13 protein-coding genes and 1 pseudogene are annotated in these 16,638 nt (G+C 62.0%); 5 read left to right on the top strand and 9 right to left on the bottom strand.

The features are described 5' to 3' along the window. Positions 1-87 precede the first annotated feature (87 nt). The 9 genes and pseudogenes from recR to AACP59_RS06540 all read right to left on the bottom strand — a co-directional run bounded on the left by recR (position 88) and on the right by AACP59_RS06540 (position 8,583). Positions 88-690 carry a recombination mediator RecR gene (recR, locus tag AACP59_RS06500; protein ID WP_339350429.1) on the bottom strand — a complete coding sequence of 201 codons (603 nt, stop codon included), beginning with the start codon at positions 688-690 and terminating at the stop codon, positions 88-90. Next, entirely contained in the window at positions 690-3,617 is a 2,928-nt protein-coding gene (dnaX, locus tag AACP59_RS06505) for a DNA polymerase III subunit gamma/tau (protein WP_339350349.1), read from the bottom strand. Before dnaX ends, recR begins: the two co-directional genes overlap by 1 nt. Before the next feature lie 55 nt (positions 3,618-3,672). Continuing rightward, positions 3,673-4,275, bottom strand: a complete 603-nt coding sequence (locus AACP59_RS06510; protein ID WP_339350351.1) for an Rv3654c family TadE-like protein — start codon at positions 4,273-4,275, stop codon at positions 3,673-3,675. Positions 4,276-4,280: 5 nt separating this feature from the next. Then, positions 4,281-4,670 carry a TadE family type IV pilus minor pilin gene (locus AACP59_RS06515; RefSeq protein ID WP_297316323.1) on the bottom strand — a complete coding sequence of 130 codons (390 nt, stop codon included), beginning with the start codon at positions 4,668-4,670 and terminating at the stop codon, positions 4,281-4,283. Next, positions 4,670-4,840: pseudogene (locus tag AACP59_RS06520) on the bottom strand (DUF4244 domain-containing protein); the annotation flags it as partial. The pseudogene AACP59_RS06520 and the gene AACP59_RS06515, both read right to left, overlap by 1 nt. Before the next feature lie 470 nt (positions 4,841-5,310). Next, complete coding sequence (locus AACP59_RS06525; protein WP_339350353.1) at positions 5,311-5,850, bottom strand: type II secretion system F family protein; 540 nt, start codon at positions 5,848-5,850, stop codon at positions 5,311-5,313. After that, positions 5,850-6,509 carry a type II secretion system F family protein gene (locus AACP59_RS06530; RefSeq protein WP_339350355.1) on the bottom strand — a complete coding sequence of 220 codons (660 nt, stop codon included), beginning with the start codon at positions 6,507-6,509 and terminating at the stop codon, positions 5,850-5,852. Before AACP59_RS06530 ends, AACP59_RS06525 begins: the two co-directional genes overlap by 1 nt. Further along, entirely contained in the window at positions 6,506-7,591 is a 1,086-nt protein-coding gene (locus tag AACP59_RS06535; protein ID WP_339350356.1) for a TadA family conjugal transfer-associated ATPase, read from the bottom strand. The genes AACP59_RS06530 and AACP59_RS06535 overlap by 4 nt, the downstream gene beginning before the upstream one ends. A gap of 29 nt (positions 7,592-7,620) precedes the next feature. Then, positions 7,621-8,583 (bottom strand): CpaE-like family protein, encoded by a 963-nt coding sequence (locus AACP59_RS06540; protein ID WP_297316326.1) that lies wholly within the window; start codon positions 8,581-8,583, stop codon positions 7,621-7,623. A gap of 863 nt (positions 8,584-9,446) precedes the next feature. Between AACP59_RS06540 and AACP59_RS06545 the strand changes: the two genes are divergently transcribed. The 5 genes from AACP59_RS06545 to AACP59_RS06565 all read left to right on the top strand — a co-directional run bounded on the left by AACP59_RS06545 (position 9,447) and on the right by AACP59_RS06565 (position 16,331). Continuing rightward, positions 9,447-11,696, top strand: coding sequence for an RNA degradosome polyphosphate kinase (locus AACP59_RS06545; protein WP_297316327.1), 2,250 nt, complete (start codon positions 9,447-9,449; stop codon positions 11,694-11,696). A gap of 94 nt (positions 11,697-11,790) precedes the next feature. Further along, complete coding sequence (locus AACP59_RS06550; protein WP_339350358.1) at positions 11,791-12,873, top strand: NUDIX hydrolase; 1,083 nt, start codon at positions 11,791-11,793, stop codon at positions 12,871-12,873. Positions 12,874-12,901: 28 nt separating this feature from the next. Further along, positions 12,902-13,564, top strand: coding sequence for a thymidine phosphorylase (locus tag AACP59_RS06555; RefSeq protein WP_297316344.1), 663 nt, complete (start codon positions 12,902-12,904; stop codon positions 13,562-13,564). A gap of 572 nt (positions 13,565-14,136) precedes the next feature. Continuing rightward, positions 14,137-14,775, top strand: coding sequence for a uracil phosphoribosyltransferase (upp, locus tag AACP59_RS06560; protein WP_297316329.1), 639 nt, complete (start codon positions 14,137-14,139; stop codon positions 14,773-14,775). A gap of 158 nt (positions 14,776-14,933) precedes the next feature. Continuing rightward, positions 14,934-16,331, top strand: coding sequence for a hypothetical protein (locus AACP59_RS06565; RefSeq protein WP_339350360.1), 1,398 nt, complete (start codon positions 14,934-14,936; stop codon positions 16,329-16,331). Positions 16,332-16,638: the final 307 nt, after the last annotated feature.

Genomic DNA, 16,638 nt, shown 5'->3' on the forward strand with positions numbered 1-16,638 from the left:
GACGGGGAAACCACGAATCCGCCAACCATGGGAACGGCGGCCAGCGCCGGTTCCCCAGTACAGGCCCTTGACCATTCGACGAGGGCATCAGACATCACGTCGGCCGGAAATCGCCCTACCCAAGGTGATTTCATCCGCATACTCCAGGTCGCTGCCCACCGGCAGACCGCTGGCCAACCTGGTGACCTTGATTTCCAGGGGATCCAGAAGACGGGCCAGATAGGTGGTTGTGGCCTCCCCTTCGATGTTGGGGTCCAAGGCCAGGATGATTTCCTTGACCTCATCCGTTTTGAGTCTCTTCAACAGTTCGGGGATGCGCAGGTCACCGGGGCCCACATTGGACATTGGGTCGATGGCCCCGCCCAGAACGTGGTACAGGCCGTGATACTCCCCGGTCCGTTCGATGCTCATCACGTCCTTGGGCTCCTCGACCAGGCAGATCATGGACCGATTGCGACGAGGGTCCTGGCAAATCGGGCAGGGGCTGGTCTCACAGACGTTCCCGCAGATCTCGCAGAAGCGGACCTTCTCCTTGACTGTGACGATGGCATCGGCCAGGTCCTGGGCACTCTGCCTATCCGCCCCGAGAAGGTAAAAGGCTATGCGTTGTGCCCCCTTGGGGCCTATCCCGGGAAGCTTGGAGAAGGAGTCAATCAAGTCCTGAATGGCCCCGTCATAGGTTCCGGCCATCATTCACCCGCCTGTCGTGCCTGCCGCCTGCGCTGTATGTTCAGTGGATTAGCCGGGTCATCGGCGGTAAAGTCCTCGACCTTGGATACATCGAACATTCTGGTCAGGTCATCCTGGTTCAGGGTTGTGTCAGCACCCAATCGGGCATCCTGCATCGAGTAGACATCATTCTCGGGGTTGACGGCAGGCGTCGGCATTCCGCCCGTATCGGGGTCTGGTTGACCGGGTTCACCGGGATACACATGACCCCCTTGCCGAACAGGGGAATCCGACTGAACGGCCTGCCCGGGCTGGACCCTCCGGGTTGGCGGCACGAAGGAGGCAAACTGGTCACCAACCTGGAATCCCGTAGGCACGGTCTGGGATTGCGATTCAAAGCTATCCTGAGGACCGGCTGAGGTTTGAGGCTCAACTCCACCCTGGGACCCGGATTGCGGGACCTGTTCGACCTGGCCGCCCAACCCCTCTGCGCCAGCGCCTGGCATGGCCTCGGCCTGGCCGGATCCTGCACCAGGTCCAAACCCAACGGGAAGACCTGATGGCGCATCTCCAGCGGGTGCCGCATCATCCTGACCGGAATCGATCGGGGAGGCATCCGGCCCAGCAGCCGGTCTGGTCTGCTCGGGGACCGCCCATGGATCCGTATCATCGCTCAGGTCGGGAAGGGCGACCTTCTTGGCCTCATGCTCCTCGGATGGGTCATCCTTATCCTTGTCGACGGGTTTCTCGGCTGGCTGTGCAGGCATGGGACGGGCCCAGGGATCGTCGTCATCCTCCTGGGCATAAGAGTCAGTCGACCCGAACCCGGCTGCCGGCAAGGGGGCCGAAGCCTCCTGATCTGCAGACCCGGCTGAAGCTCCCTGCCCTCCTGAGACCTGCTGGTCAGCAGAAACCATCGCACCCGACGAAACGGGTTGACCAGTCAAGGGCATCCCACCGGTTGGAGCTTCCTGGCCGGAAGGCGACCCCGGGTGGTGACCTTCATCCGAACCGTCGCCGGTGCCGGCCTGGTCGCCCGCCGAGGATTTCTCCCCGTCGGGCTCACCCTGGGCTCCGGCCGCTTCACGGGCGGCATGACTCATGTCAGAAGCCGCATGGGGCTTGACGGCCGACCCCAAGCCCATGGTCGACAGGTTGGCCCTGGCCAGGGCAACCTCCTTCTTGACCTCGGCACGACGCTGGGGCGACATCTTGTTGACCGATTCCACCGGCTCCCCATTGGCGGCCGTCCCGGATGGGGCGATCATCGTCTTCTCGCCGAACTCCTGCCGGGCCCGGACCATGATGATCCTGGGAACCTTGGTCTCCCCATCCACGCTCCGGGAGGTCACTGCCATGGCAAAGGCGTGCTGGCTCAACGGCTTGTCGAAGGTCATGGCCAGCATCTGCCTGCCCGAAGGACCGGCCGCCATGTCCACGGTCGGCACCTTGCTTCTGACCACATAGTCTCGGACCTCTTCCGGCAGGGCGGCGACCAGAGCATCCCAGCGCTTGTCAAGCTCGGCTCCTGTCGGGACAGACGCCTTATCGTCTGCTGCGGATGTGGGGGTGTGCACCGCCGTGGGCTGGCCACCCTGTGCAGGTGCCACACCAGGAGCCGCAGCCTCTGCCGGATCAGATGGTGTCGAGGTCCCGGCTGCCGCAGCCGCGGAAGCAGGATTGAAGGGGCCAGGACCTGCATGCGATGCGGCTTGAGATGGCCTGGCACCCTGCCCCGACTGACCCTGTTGCTTGGAACCGATGAAACCGGACCGTACAGGAGCAGCCTGCCTGGCTGCAGCGGCAGCTGGAGCCGGAACCTGCTGAGGGGTTTCCATGGGTTCACACCCTATAGCCAGGAGACGTGCTGCCAGCAGCTCCAGTCGCATCCGCGGAGAAGTGGACCCATTCATGCTGGCCAAGGTCTTGTTCATGCAATCGGCCATGGAAATCAGGGTGGACAGGTCCAGGGCATCCGCCTGGCGATGCAGGTCTGCTGCCTGGTCGGCGTCGGAATCCTCGCTCAGCACGCTTTCGGCCTTGTCTCCAGCCAGCTTCAAGACCAGAAGATCACGGACATGGGCCAGGAGATCCTCAACGAACCGCTGGGGCTCGAACCCACCGACCACCACCTTTTGAATCACGCCGTACAGGCCGGTGCCATCGTGGTCGATCAAGGTGTCCACCGCTTCACCGATCAGGGATTCAGGGGTGAACCCTAGAAGGGCCACGGCGGAGTCGTAGGTGATGGTACCGTCTGCGGCCCCCACCATGAGCTGGTCCAGTATGGATAGGGTGTCACGGACGGAACCGCCCCCGGCCCTCATGGTCAGCTTCAACACACCAGGCTCGGCCTTGATGTCCTCCTTGGAGCAGATTTCCTCCAGATAGGGCCCCATGACCTCCTGGGGAACAAGACGGAAAGGGTAGTGGTGGGTCCTGGAACGAATCGTGCCGATGACCTTCTCGGGCTCGGTGGTCGCAAAGATGAACATGACATGCTCTGGCGGCTCTTCGACAATCTTGAGCAAGGCATTGAATCCCTGCTGGGTGACCATGTGAGCCTCGTCCAGGATGAAGATCTTATACCGATCGCGCACAGGTGCGAAGCCGGCACGCTCCCTGAGCTCCCTGGCATCATCGACACCATTGTGGCTGGCCGCGTCGATCTCCACCACGTCAATCGACCCCGGGCCTCCGGTGGACAGGTCCTTGCAGCTGTCACACTTCCCGCAGGGGTGACTGGTGGGACCCTTGGCGCAGTTGATGCACCGGGCGAAAATTCGCGCACTGCTGGTCTTCCCGCACCCCCTGGGGCCCGAGAAAAGGTAGGCATGGGTGAGTTTGTTCTCATCCAGCGCCCGCGAAAGGGGTACCGTGACCTGATTCTGGCCTATGATGCCATCGAATGTGTCAGGACGATACCGCCTATAGAGTGCCAATGCCATGGTTCAAGGCTATCCATTTCTTTAGACACGTTCGCTTTCAGCCTTCACCCTGCGGTCAGGCACAGTCGACAGGCCCGGCACGGGACGATTGGGCCACCCTGGGGACAATGAGGACAGAGGTGTCCACCCCTACCTCGACCAGGACATCCTCACTCTCAACCGTACATGCTGTCAGATCCCCATGGTTGGCGGAAGCCACTGCAGAGGCCCGGGCGCAAGGAGAACCACTACCTTCATCAAGTACCGTCGCCGCAGCCAGGGCAGAGGCGTCGGCTGCAGTACGTGCCCTGGTACGGCAGATCAGAAGATTCCCCACCATGGCCGCAATCACCAGTCCAAGAGCTACCAGTGCAACCAGGGCGATTCCCATGGATGAACCCGACCCGCAATCCTCTCCTCGCCACCACGGCCCATCTGATTTGGTTCCATGCTTCCGCGAACATGCCTTTCCGGCCTGTCCACTTGGAATCATTCGATTTCCGGTCCTTCTCCGGCGGGGTTCCACCCGACCTGATTCCACACGGATTGATTCCGTGCGACCTGATTCCTTCTGCTCTATTTCCTTCCGCCCTGTTTCCTCCTCTTCTCCTTTCGCGTCCACTTCCTTTCGGCCTTCATTCGAAACGGTCCGGCGAATGAGTTTCCTTCCATCGGCCATGGCCTTCACTCCTCAAGGATTGCAACGGCCCTGCCTTGAATATGCGGCGGCAGGATTCCAAGCGGAGTTGAGACGACCGGACAGGAAAGGGTGACCTGGACCTGGCGACCGGAACGTTCGAGGGCCAACTCAGATGACCCTCCCGCCATTCGGGACACCAGACCGGCCGGGTCGTCCTTGCCCTGGTGGATCACCAGCTCCCGGGCCGCGGCATTGGCGGCATCCTGGCAGATCATGCCGATGCGGATGGTCTGGGTCAGGGCCAACAGCAGTATGGCCAGGGCCATGACCGCCGGAAGCACTACGGCAAACTCGGCCGTCACCGTTCCTGAATCGGTTCCGGCATCCCGGAAGCAGCCGGACCTGACCCGCCCTGCAGTACTGGGTCCGACCATCAGACGCTCAGGGCCTGTTTAACCAGCGAAGACAGGAGAGAACGAACAGTATCAGACTTGAGGATGGCCAGGAGCAGCCCGGCGAATGCCGTCGCGGCTATCAGTACCACGGCGTACTCGGCCGTCGCGGCCCCTGACTCCGGCCGTGCCGTCAACACCTTGATTTTGGCAGCACCTCCTTGAATCAGAGCGAGGGGAAGCTGATGGAGGCGGCAGACACCTTCGGTCATCATCCCGTGCGCCCGCACCCGAAGCGTCTTCAGTCTGCCGAGTCCGCCTCCCCTACCCGTCTCGGCAGCCATCCGGATGCCGGTGTGTTTTTCAGAACGGGCCAATTCGGCTCCCTCCCCGTTCGGGCCTTTACCCTTGACCACCAAGTGCATGCTTGTCATAACTGCCACCTTTCCTTTCCGAAATCCCCAATTCATTGCGTTTCGTCGATGACGACGAGTCTTCCCAACCAGGTGACCCCACTTTGCCCCCGTTCAGACCTCTCATCCTCCCTGCAAGGTGCATGTGGTCAAATGAGCCCCGATGAACTCATCCTGTGGATTATCAGATGTTTGACAAAACGTTTCATCAAGACGTCAGGGAAGACACACAGCTAACAACCGGAGCGATGGAAGCATCTGGACTCGACTCAGAACATTCCGCCCGCAAAGGCGGCAATACAGGGAATGACACCAATGAGAACGAAGGCAGGCAGAATGCAGAGCCCGGTCGGTACCAGCATCCGAATGGAGAGCCTGGCAGTCTCCTGGTCCAATCCGCTGCGGGCCTGCCTCTCCAACTGCTCGACGGTGGTTTCCATCCGGTTCAGAGGCGAGGTTCCATGCCGCCAGGAGGACTCCAGACAACCCGACAGGACCGCCATCGATTTCCCCAGAAGGGGATGCCGCTTGGCCTGGGACCAGGCCAGATACCAGTCATTGCCATCACCCAACAGACGGGCCACCCGGATCAGCACCTCTGCATAGGTACCACCAAGGGTCCGCCCTACCCCAGCCAGGGCCTGGGGAATCGAAGCACCCTGCCGCAGGCTTACCGCCATCATCTCCAGGACCAGGGTGAGCGGAGCATTTGCCCTCCCATGAGGACCAAGTCGCGAGCGCAGGCCGACCGACCTGCGGAACAGTGCATTTGCGAAGCCAATCAGAATGGCGGATCCCAAGGCCTTCATCAGAGTCCGCCCTTCTTTTCCATCCCCTTCAGGAGCACCCACATCCAGATCAGCCCTGCACAATAGAAACAAGTCCCCGTCGCCAGGCAAACCAACCCTGTTCCCCACCGGAAGAGAAAAGCCAGGGGGTGAGCGCCCAACAGCTCACCCAGGAAGACCGTCAGAATCGGCAGACCGGAAAGGAGCCTGACCGTGGCCCTCGGCATGGCAAAGGCCCCATCGCGGGCATCATCCAAGGCAGCCTGACGCTTCTGCAGGGAGGCCACCGCCTGCAGGCAGTCCGACGCCCGGCACCCCGATTCGGCACTGAGGCGATACGAGGCCGCCAAAGCCGCGGCGATGATATCCATCCCCTCTCCCCGTTCAGCAGGGGGAGAACGATCCAGCAGCATGGCATGAACTCGGTCATACGTCACCTCCCTGGTAGCGAAACGGCGACCGGCCAACTCCTCGAAGGCCTCCACCAAATCACTGCCGTTACGGACAAGTGCAATCAGAGAAGCGATCAGGACCGCAGCCCCCACCGGTTCAGGCCTTGATTCCATCACCGGTTCCAGCGAATCGAGACGAGGCTTGGCACCACTACGCCCCGTCAGGACAAGAGCAAAAGCGGCAAGGACCGGGACGCAGACCTGGACGGAGACAAGTTCGAGGTTCATTCCCGGTCTCCTCCCGGACCACTGGTCCTGATTCCCCACCGTTTGGCGAATGGACCCCAGGCCGAACCGTACCGGGGGTGACCACTGCCGGACCAAATACAGACAGGCAGACCAACCAAGGTCCCCTTGCTACCCATAACCAGCCTTCCTATCTGGGCGATATGGCGCTGACTCCCGTGACGTTCCAGGTGAATCACCGCACCGAAGGCCCCTTCGGCCAGGGCAGACAAGGCCACGGGCTGAAGGCCGGCCAGAAGCCCCAAGGTAGCCAGGCGGGAAGGTACCCGTTCCACGCTGTCGGCATGGAGGGTGACCATCCCACCCGTGTGACCGGAGTTGAAGGCCCGCAGCAGGTCGGCTATCTCCTCGCCACGGCACTCCCCCAGGATGATCCGATCGGGTCTCATCCTCAGCGTCGCCTTGACCAGGTCGACCAGGCCGACGGCACCTGCTCCTTCCACATTGGATTCCCTCGCGGCCAGGGCAACCTGGTCGCCATGCCCCTCGATCATGCCCAACTCGCGCACCTCTTCGACGGTGACCAACCGCTCCCCGGGCGGGCAGAGAGCCAGGAGGGAACGCAGGAGGGTGGTCTTACCCACACCCGTTCCCCCTGTAATCAGCAAGGTGGCACGGTTGACCACCAGGGCCCTGAGGATGAAAAGCCAGTTGTGGGGGCAGAGCCCCGATGCCGCCAGCTCTTCCAGTCCGGGTCGTCGGTGGGCCGGAAGCCGTATGGATAAGGAGGCGCCGGAAGGGACCAGCGGAGCCAGTACGGCATGGATACGGATGCCCGCCTCGTTGGACGCGTCGGCAATGGGGCGGGCATCATCCAGCCGCCTGCCGAGCTGAGAGCAGAGTTGCACCGCAAAATCACGAACGGCCCCGGGGCTTGCAAAACCCGGCTCCAAGATCTCCTCCTCCATGCCCCTACCCTTATCGGCCCAGACCCTTCCCTCCCCGGTGACGGCGATGTCCGTAACGGCGCGATCCTGCACCAGATCGTTCAGGTATCCGAAGGTCAGCTCTGACCCCCATCCCTGGAAGGACCGCCGGACAGAGCCGAATTCACCTGTAGCCATCATTCGTTCACCACCGATGCTGCTCACTGTCAATACTCGACTTCGCCCGGACCCGTCAGGAGGGAATCCTCAATCACACCGATCAGGGAATCCAGAGCTTTCAGATAGGAGCGAGGTATCTTCTCCAGGCCCAGGCCGGACAGAATCGATCCGGCCAGGGAAGCGCTGGGTTTCAGCACACAGAGGGGCGGAAAACCCAGGAAATCTGCAGCCTCCTCCTGGTCGACGACCGAGGATGACCGCCCGGCACGGGGCAGGATTCCTATGACTGCCAGGGGATCGGGGCCGGCGAGATTCGCCCTGTCCGACCCCGGTTTTAGGCCTCCCCGAGCCACACCCTCTTGGCGGGGCACCCGGGCGCTGGGATCCCCATACGTGACCGATGACACTCCACCCCCATTCACACCCGCCCCCTGGAACGATTCGGGACCAACCAGGAGCGACCGGGCCCTGGCCAGTCCCAGGACCGTCATGTCAACCAGCAGCACCCTGGGCAGACCGGCCAGCGAGCGCAAATTCTCCAAGTCGGTTCCACGGCCGGCATCGATAAGGATCAGATCGGCAAAACATGACATGGCCCTGAGGGCCGCATCCATATCCCACCATCCAGGCGGACGGCCATTCCAGGGGTCATTGCTCAACACCGGAATACCGTCCCAGACCGGGAGCTCCTCCTGCAAGGCCTGGGAGTCCATCCTCCCCAGAGGGGCGCGAATCTGCCCAAGACGCAAACCAGGAGCACCCTCGATTCCCAGAAGGACATCCATTCCCCCACCCGCCAGGTCCATATCCGCTAGGACACAGACATGGGAACGCCTGGTCAACATCTTGGAGACCATGGCCACCAGGGTGGTCAATCCCGCCCCACCCGAGGCGCATAGAAAGACCAGACCGCCCGGTTTCCGGGACCTTCCACCAACATCAAGGCCCGAGCTCGTACCAGGGGTATTCCGGTTGGAGGACTCATCCATCCCTACCTTGCTTCCGGCCATCATGGCACCACCCGTCTCGCTCGACCAGGACCATGCCTGGCCTTCAATCCGCTTCTGCCTCATAGACCAAGTACACATGCACTTCATCAGCCGGACCATGAAGAAAGACGATTGTGGTCAAGTGTGAACACAGCCGACAAAACCAGACAAATTCATCAGAGCAGGGGGGGGGGGGCGATAATTCCTCCACGAAGCGCCATGAAACACCGCGAGCAATGGAAGACAGTGGACAACACCAAAGAGAGCACAGGGGAAAGAGACCCAAGAGGACAGGGCAGCCACTACCGGAGTCGAGCTGGACAGGGAGGAAAAAAAAAAACGAGAGCCGAGAGATCAGGTCCGGAGAAAGCAGAACCCAGTTTGGCTGGATCGGACCGGACCGGACCGGACCGGACTCGACCGGACTTAACCCAATCGACCATACAACTCAAATAACCGCGACACGCCTGCAATTCGAAGGATTATCAGGCCAGGAGAAGTGATTCATAACATATGCGAACATAAGCCGACCCGAAACAACCAACTCACCCGTTCTTTGACCGTCCATATGCACGATATCGAACAAATCCTTCCTTCTTTTCGAGGACCTCAACCTGGCTTGCAGCCCTTGCGAAATCTGGCATAATACCAAGTACAAGGAAAACTCAATAGAGCGGAAGCCCACAAAGTGTATGGCCACAAGGACCGATGCGTTGAACGGGCATTTACATACTTAGCCGTTGCAACGAAGATGTTGTGCAGAGATTCCGCCTGAGCAGACCTTGTGGGGCGGCCCTTCCGGGGCCGCCCCTTTATGTATGGCCACAAACGACCAGCGACCCGGCAATTGAAACGGACCATACTACGGAATAGAGTTCTATAGTATGATCCAGAAATTCGACGCACCCTCCAAGGCCATACTCAAAAGCCAGATTGCGGAGCATATAGCCGAGACCGACAAGCAGTCCCGTCATCCCGCAGGCAGACACGGCCAACCGGACACGCCCCTGCCCGAGGATCGATATTTCGACCGTGAAATCAGTTGGCTCAAATTCAACAAGCGCGTGCTCGAACTGGCGGAGGATGAGACCGTCCCCCTCCTGGAACGCGCCAACTTCGCCGCCATCTTCGCCTCAAACCTGGATGAGTTCTTCATGGTCCGCGTGGCCGGCCTCAAACGCCGCGTCGACACGGGCATCGCCGTCACCGCAGCCAGCGGACTCAGCCCCCGCCAACAGCTTCGTGCCATATCCGAGCAGGCCCACAAGCTCCAGGACGAGCACGCCCACTATGTCATCGACCACATCCTGCCCGACCTGGCCAAGGAGCACATCATCCTGCTCGGATGGGACCAGCTCAGCAGCCAGGAACAGGAACGTCTGTCGAACTTCTTCCGCAACCAGGTCTTCCCGGTCCTGACCCCCCTGGCCGTCGATCCGGCCCACCCCTTCCCCTACATTTCGGGCAACTCCCTGAACCTGGCCGTCCTGGTCGAGAACCCCACCTCCGGCAAGACCCACTTCGCCCGGGTCAAGATACCCGACAACCTTTCCCGCCTGGTGCCCGTCGACGATCTGACCGACGAGGAGAGCCGCGAGGAGCGTTACGGCTTCATCACCATGGAGAACCTGATCATCGCCCACCTGGAATCACTCTTCCCCGGCATGATCATCAAGGAGGCCCGCTCATTCCGGGTCACCCGCAACGAGGACATCGACGTGGAAGAGGATGATGCGGAGAACCTCCTGAACGCCATGGAGAAGGAACTCCTACAGCGCCGGTTCGGCCCGCCCATCCGCCTGGAGATTTCAGACACCACCTCCCCCTTCCTCTCCCAGCTGCTGGCAACCAAACTCAGGGTCAATCCAGACGAGGTCTACCGCCTGCCCGCCCCCCTGGACTGGACCGTCCTCTTCGAGCTGCAGTCCATCGACCGGGCCGACCTGAAGTTCCGCCCCTTCATACCGACCACCAACCGGCAGATCGCCGAGGTCGAATCCAGCCAGGCCCAGGACATCTTCGCGGCCATCCGCGAGCACGACATCCTCCTCCACCACCCCTACGATTCCTTCTCCACCTCGGTCCAGGCCTTCCTGGAGCAGGCGGCGGCCGACCCCCACGTCCTGGCCATCAAACAGACCCTCTACCGGACCTCGGGCAACTCCCCCATCATCAACGCCCTGGTCGACGCGGCCCACGCCGGAAAACAGGTCCTGGCCCTGGTCGAGATCAAGGCAAGGTTCGACGAGGAGGCCAACATCGCCTGGGCCCGGCAGCTGGAACGAGCCGGTGTCCACGTGGTCTACGGCATCGTTGGGCTCAAGACCCATTGCAAGCTCTCCCTGGTGGTCCGCCAGGAGGAAGACGGCCTGCGTCGCTACTGCCATGTCGGGACAGGTAATTACAACCCCAAGACCGCCCGCCAATACACCGACCTCGGTCTCCTGACCTGCGATCCGGTGGTGGGCCAGGACCTGGCCAGACTCTTCAACCAGCTCTCGGGCTATGCCCCCAAGTCGTCCTTCCACCGTCTCCTGGTCGCCCCACGCACCGTTCGCTCGGGTCTCCTGCAGCGCATCGCCCGCGAGGAGGATGCGGCCCTGGACGGCAAGGAGGCCTGGATCAAGATCAAGGTCAACTCCCTGGTGGACGAAAAGACCATCGACGCCCTGTACAGGGCCAGCCAGGCCGGCGTCAAGATAGACATCGTGGAGCGCGGCATCTGCTCCCTGAAGCCCGGTGTGCCTGGCCTGAGCGACAACATCAGGGTCCATTCGATCCTGGGACGCTTCCTGGAACACAGCCGCATCTTCGCCTTCGCCAACTCCCAGGGCCCCCAGATTGGAGAGGGTCCTCTTTCAGGCCCCGAGGTATGGATCGGGTCCGCCGACCTGATGCACCGCAACCTGGACAGGCGCGTGGAGGCCCTGGTACGCATCACGGCCCCCGACGAGGTCCAGGGGCTGATCGAATACGTGGACCTGCAGATGGCCGATGCCACCAGCTCCTGGCATATGCAGGCGGACGGGACCTACGTCCGTCACTCGCGCAACGAAAAGGGCGAACCCCTGGTCGACTGCCAGGAGTACCTGATCGACAAACACACCCGTGCATTGAGGGCCCGGCGGCGATGATGGTCTCACTCCGGACAGGCCACCCCCTGGAGAGCCCGCAGCGACCGGAATCACCGATGGTTCCTGAGGAACCGGTCCGAAGCGAGGTCAGGCCATGAGCCGGTCTGTGGAGGCTGCCGGCGCCATTCTGTACCGGTGGCGGCAGGACTTCCAGGGGTGGATGAAGTTCAGTGACAATGGCCGACCCCCTGTCGATGCCGATCCCCGTGCCGCCCTGGATGATCTGGAGCTCTGCCTGGTGCACCGGCCCAAGTACGACGACTGGAGCTGGCCCAAGGGGAAACTCGAAAACCACGAGACTCACATGCATGCAGCCCTGCGTGAGGTGGGCGAGGAAACCGGGCAGATAGCCCGCCTGGGCCCCTACCTGGACGATGTCGAATACCCCCTGGTCAATGAGGGCAAGCGCAAGGGAGGCAAGGGGGGCAGGCTTAAACACATCCGGTACTGGATGGCAACCCCGGCCGGTGAGGATCGGGCCGACCGGCAACGCACCCTCATGGGCCCCATACACAAGCCCAGCACCAAGGAGATCGACCGGATCCGTTGGGTCGGCACCCAGACGGCCAGGGGCCTTCTGACCCATCCCAGCGACCGGGCCATTCTCGACGCCTTCATCGACCGGGTGGACGAGGGGGCGCTCACCGCCCGACAACTCCTCATCGTCAGGCATGGCAAGGCGGTGCCCCGCAAGGAATGGACCGGCAAGGACGCCGACCGCCCACTCACCCCCAGAGGTGCAGGGACATCCTATGCCCTGGCCCGTGAGCTGGTGGCCTTCGCCCCCGACACAGTGGCGAGCTCCCCCTGGATTCGTTGCGTACAGACCCTCTGCCCCTTCACCGACGAGACGGACCTGTCCCTGACGAGCGTGAACCACCTGACGGAATCAGCGTTCCGCAAGGATCCCGACAGGGCCATCGAATGGTTGGATGCCCGAATGGCCGACCTTCTGGTTCAGGCAGACAGGACCGCAATGGTCTGCATGCACCGGCCGGTCATCGGCGGAATGTTTGCGCACCTGCGCGGGTTGTGTACCAGCAGGGGGCTGGCGAAGCGCCTGCCGGAAGGGTCACCTTTCATGCCCACCGGAACCGCCATCGTTCTCAGTCTGACGGGCGACCCCGCCCACCCATCCATCATCGACGTACAGAAGGTGACACCAATTGTCTACTGACAGCAACTCACGGGTCGGCGCCTCATCCATCCGCCCTTCACGAACCGGCTTTGTGGCCTCGGGAACCGGATCCTCCAGACCCTCACGTCCAGGTCAATTGGACCCAGCTCTGCAAGCCCAGCTCACCGGGGGCATGGACCCCCAGCAGGTCAGCGAAATGAGCCATGTCTCAGCCGCCTCCCTCCTGGACAAGGTCCATCACACCGAGGATCCGAAGATCGTGGAACGGGTCCTGACCCTGGTCGACCGGGAGGGGGTCGACCTGATTGCCGAACTCTGGAGCGACGCAGATCCGGACTCCCTCCCGGGCATCCTCTGGCGGCTCTATATGCTGCGCTCCTGGATGCGTCGTGACGCCGACGGCATCTCCCGGCTCTGGAGGCTGGGAGAGCCCACGGACACGGCAGCCTCGGCCATCGCCGGCGTAGATCCGGCACCCGAGGCTGCCGACATCGCCAGGACCGCCGACTCCATCCTTTCCGGAGCCTTCACCGGTGACTTCGCCGTGGCCTTGGAGCGGGCAGGGGCCTTCTGCGATGTGATCGCCAGGGGCATCAAGGCCTCGGTCCGCCAGGCCGGGCCCGGTGGCCAGCAGGGTGAATCCGCCCTGGGGACAGCATCATCGCTGAACCAAACGGCCCGCGACTTCCTCCACGGCGCCTCACTCTGGCGGCGCGGCCGTCTGGAGTAGGCGGGGACACCATCCTCATCCGTCCCGGTGAACCAGACCGACTGCCCCCGATTTCCGGCCTGGAGCATAAGTGCGTTCCCTGTCGGGAAAGCCCGAGGCGATGTCGTACAATGGTGTTTGCGTCGGACCATGCTTAAGCCCCGGGCTCCGTTTGTTGCCGCCGCGAGCGGCGTTTGCGCCGACAGGCGCTTTCATGGTTCGGCGTTTTCCTCATATCGTCAACACCCCCTCCTGAACCAGGGCATGTGGGCGACCATGAATACCACCCGAATCCGGCATATCAACCCGTATCCCTGACGTATCTGCCGGGCCGTCAAGCCCCTAAGCCACATTCATCCTGCGACGAGGCCCCCTCCACCGTCGCCGGTACTGGCATTTCTCCAATATGCCAATTTCAACCGTTACATGGGAGACCCATCTGTCCGGCAGCCACTCGGTTTACGCACGGTTCACCCCGATTCCGATGCAGCCGATTCCGTCAAAGTCCTGCAGGGCAGGCAAACCTCGTAGGGGGGGGGGGGAGGCTTGCCGTCCGCTACCGGAAGCGCACAGACTGGGCTACCCTAGGAGGTATGGAACTTCATGTACTGGAACACCCGCTGATTGAACACAAGCTGACCGTACTGCGGGACAAGAACACCCCCTCCAACACCTTCCGTGAGCTGATCAGCGAGCTGGTCATGCTGGAAGCCTACGAGGCCACCCGCAACCTGGACATCGAGGACCACCCGATCGAGACCCCGGTGGCCCCCATGGTGGGTAAGAAACTCCGCTCCCCCCGCCCCATGGTGGTCCCGGTCCTGCGTGCCGGACTGGGCATGCTCGACGGCATGACCAGGCTCCTGCCCACGGCCGAGGTGGGTTTTCTGGGGATGAAGCGCGATGAAAGCACCCTGGACATCATCACCTACGCCAACCGTCTGCCTGAGGACCTGTCAGGCCGTCAGTGCTTCCTGCTCGACCCCATGCTGGCCACCGGCGGAACCCTGATCGCAGCCACCAACTATCTGGCCGAGCGCGGCGCCAAGGATGTGACCTCAATCAACATCCTGGCCGCCCCCGAGGGACTGGGCCGCCTCAAAAAGGACATCGACCCGAACATCAACCTGAAGGTCGTGGTCTGTGCGGTCGACCAGAAGCTCAACGACCAGGCCTATATCGTCCCCGGTCTGGGCGACGCAGGCGACCGTCTCTACGGCGTCATCGACTGATTCGGTTCTTTCTTTGGTGGGGGTCGTCACGCATTGACGATTCCCACCGTTTTTATAGGTAGGCAGAACGCCGTTCAATCTCCCCTGCTTCCCGGACTCGCGATGATAGGCTTCACCCTAGGAGTCGAACAGTCGCTATTGCCCGGGAGAGGCCTATCATGGTTGAATCAATACAGGTCATCGACGACGGCGACAGCATGGCACTACTGGGGGACCTCGAAGCCATCGACGGGTTCCTGCAGTCGCATCATCTGCAATCATTGGCCGAGCCCATCAATCCCCATACCGACCGAGGGTACCTATCGGGAATGGTTGCACAGGTCCTTGGCGACAGGGCCATATCCGGCAAATGGGTCAGACAGGATGGGAAGGCCCCCAAAACCCTCAGCCAATACGACCTCCACCGGGACCAGCGCACGGGCCTGTCCGCAGGTACGGTCCTGGTGAAGGACGGCGGGGAGGCCCAGGCCGGGCAGCGGTTCCTGGGCGGGGTGGAATCCGCCCTGTCTCCGGTCCTGCTGACCAGCATCGGTGCCCTGATAACCCAGTATGAACTTCAACAGACCATGCAGGCCATGGTGAAGTACCTGCAGAGAATCGACAGGCATGTGGACGATATCCTGCGCGCCCAGCGGGACACGGTCCTGACCAACATGGTCGGTGCCAACCTGGTCATCGAAGATGCCCTGGCCGCACGCAACCAGATCGGGCACGTTTCGCAGACCACCTGGGACAAGGTGCAGGCCACGTCGTTGGCCATCGCCCAGACGCAGGCTTACGCAATCCGCCAAATCGATGACATCACCGAGAAGATGGGCGACGGATCAGGGGCCCATGACCCGGGCACCGACATGGGGAATTACCGGGATCAGATCAATGAGTGGCTGGCCGTCCTGGCCGGATCGCTCCGACTGCAGGATGCCGGCACGATCCTGGAACTGGACCGGGTCGCCCAGGTGGAACCCGATGAACTCGACCAACACCGCCGGGCGGCGAAGACCTCGCGTGAACACCGTGTCCGCGTCATTTCCGATAATGCCGACCATCTGCTCAAGCAAGTCGATCAGACAGCGGAAAAAGCCAACCAGGAGGTTCTGCTCCATCCCCAGCAATCGCCGCGCATAGTTGATTACTGCAACCTGATCAAGCAGGACATGGCGGAATTCGGCCAGGGCATCGGACTGGACCGGAGCAGCGACCCGCTCATCTCCCGACCCTGGCTGGACGCAGCCCGTGACACGACGTTCCGGATCATGGAAACAAGCAGGGAAGGCGTCGACACCGCACGCAACATCGGCGGGCAGGTTCTCGGAAAGACCCTGGAAGGCGCAAGCGCCGCCTGGGACCTGAGTGGCCAGGTCCTTGACCGGACCAAGGGAGGTGTCGACAATGCCCGCGACCTTGGTGACCAGGCCCTGAACCAGGCCAAGGAACTCAGCGGCAGGATAGCCGATTCGGTCTCCCGCCAGTCATCGGAAATTCTGCATACCGTTAATCCGAAAAAGAGAATAACCCACCTCTTCCACCCGGATGGGCACAATCAGGATCCCCAATAGCCGACATCCCGGACGGCGCGAATACCATCCCTCCCGGTTTCCTCCCCGATCTGTTTCCATGTGCCGCCCGAGCGGCCCTGAGCCCCAGCCTTCCAAGAACCAACCCGCGACGGTCTCAGCTGACAGATTTTCGCCCATCCGGGCATGCCCGGCATCCCCATGCCATATTTCCCGGTGTGATCAGGTACCCTGATTCATCACTGATTCGACCCCGAAAACACCCTGAGGGACAGTCCTTCCTGTGCTCGAATGGTGGTATCCGAACAATCGGGATACCCCGATGAGACGGATCCATGGGAATCGGATG

The sequence above is a fragment of the Bifidobacterium indicum genome, from assembly GCF_036987015.1.
GTDB classification, from domain to species: domain Bacteria; phylum Actinomycetota; class Actinomycetes; order Actinomycetales; family Bifidobacteriaceae; genus Bombiscardovia; species Bombiscardovia indica.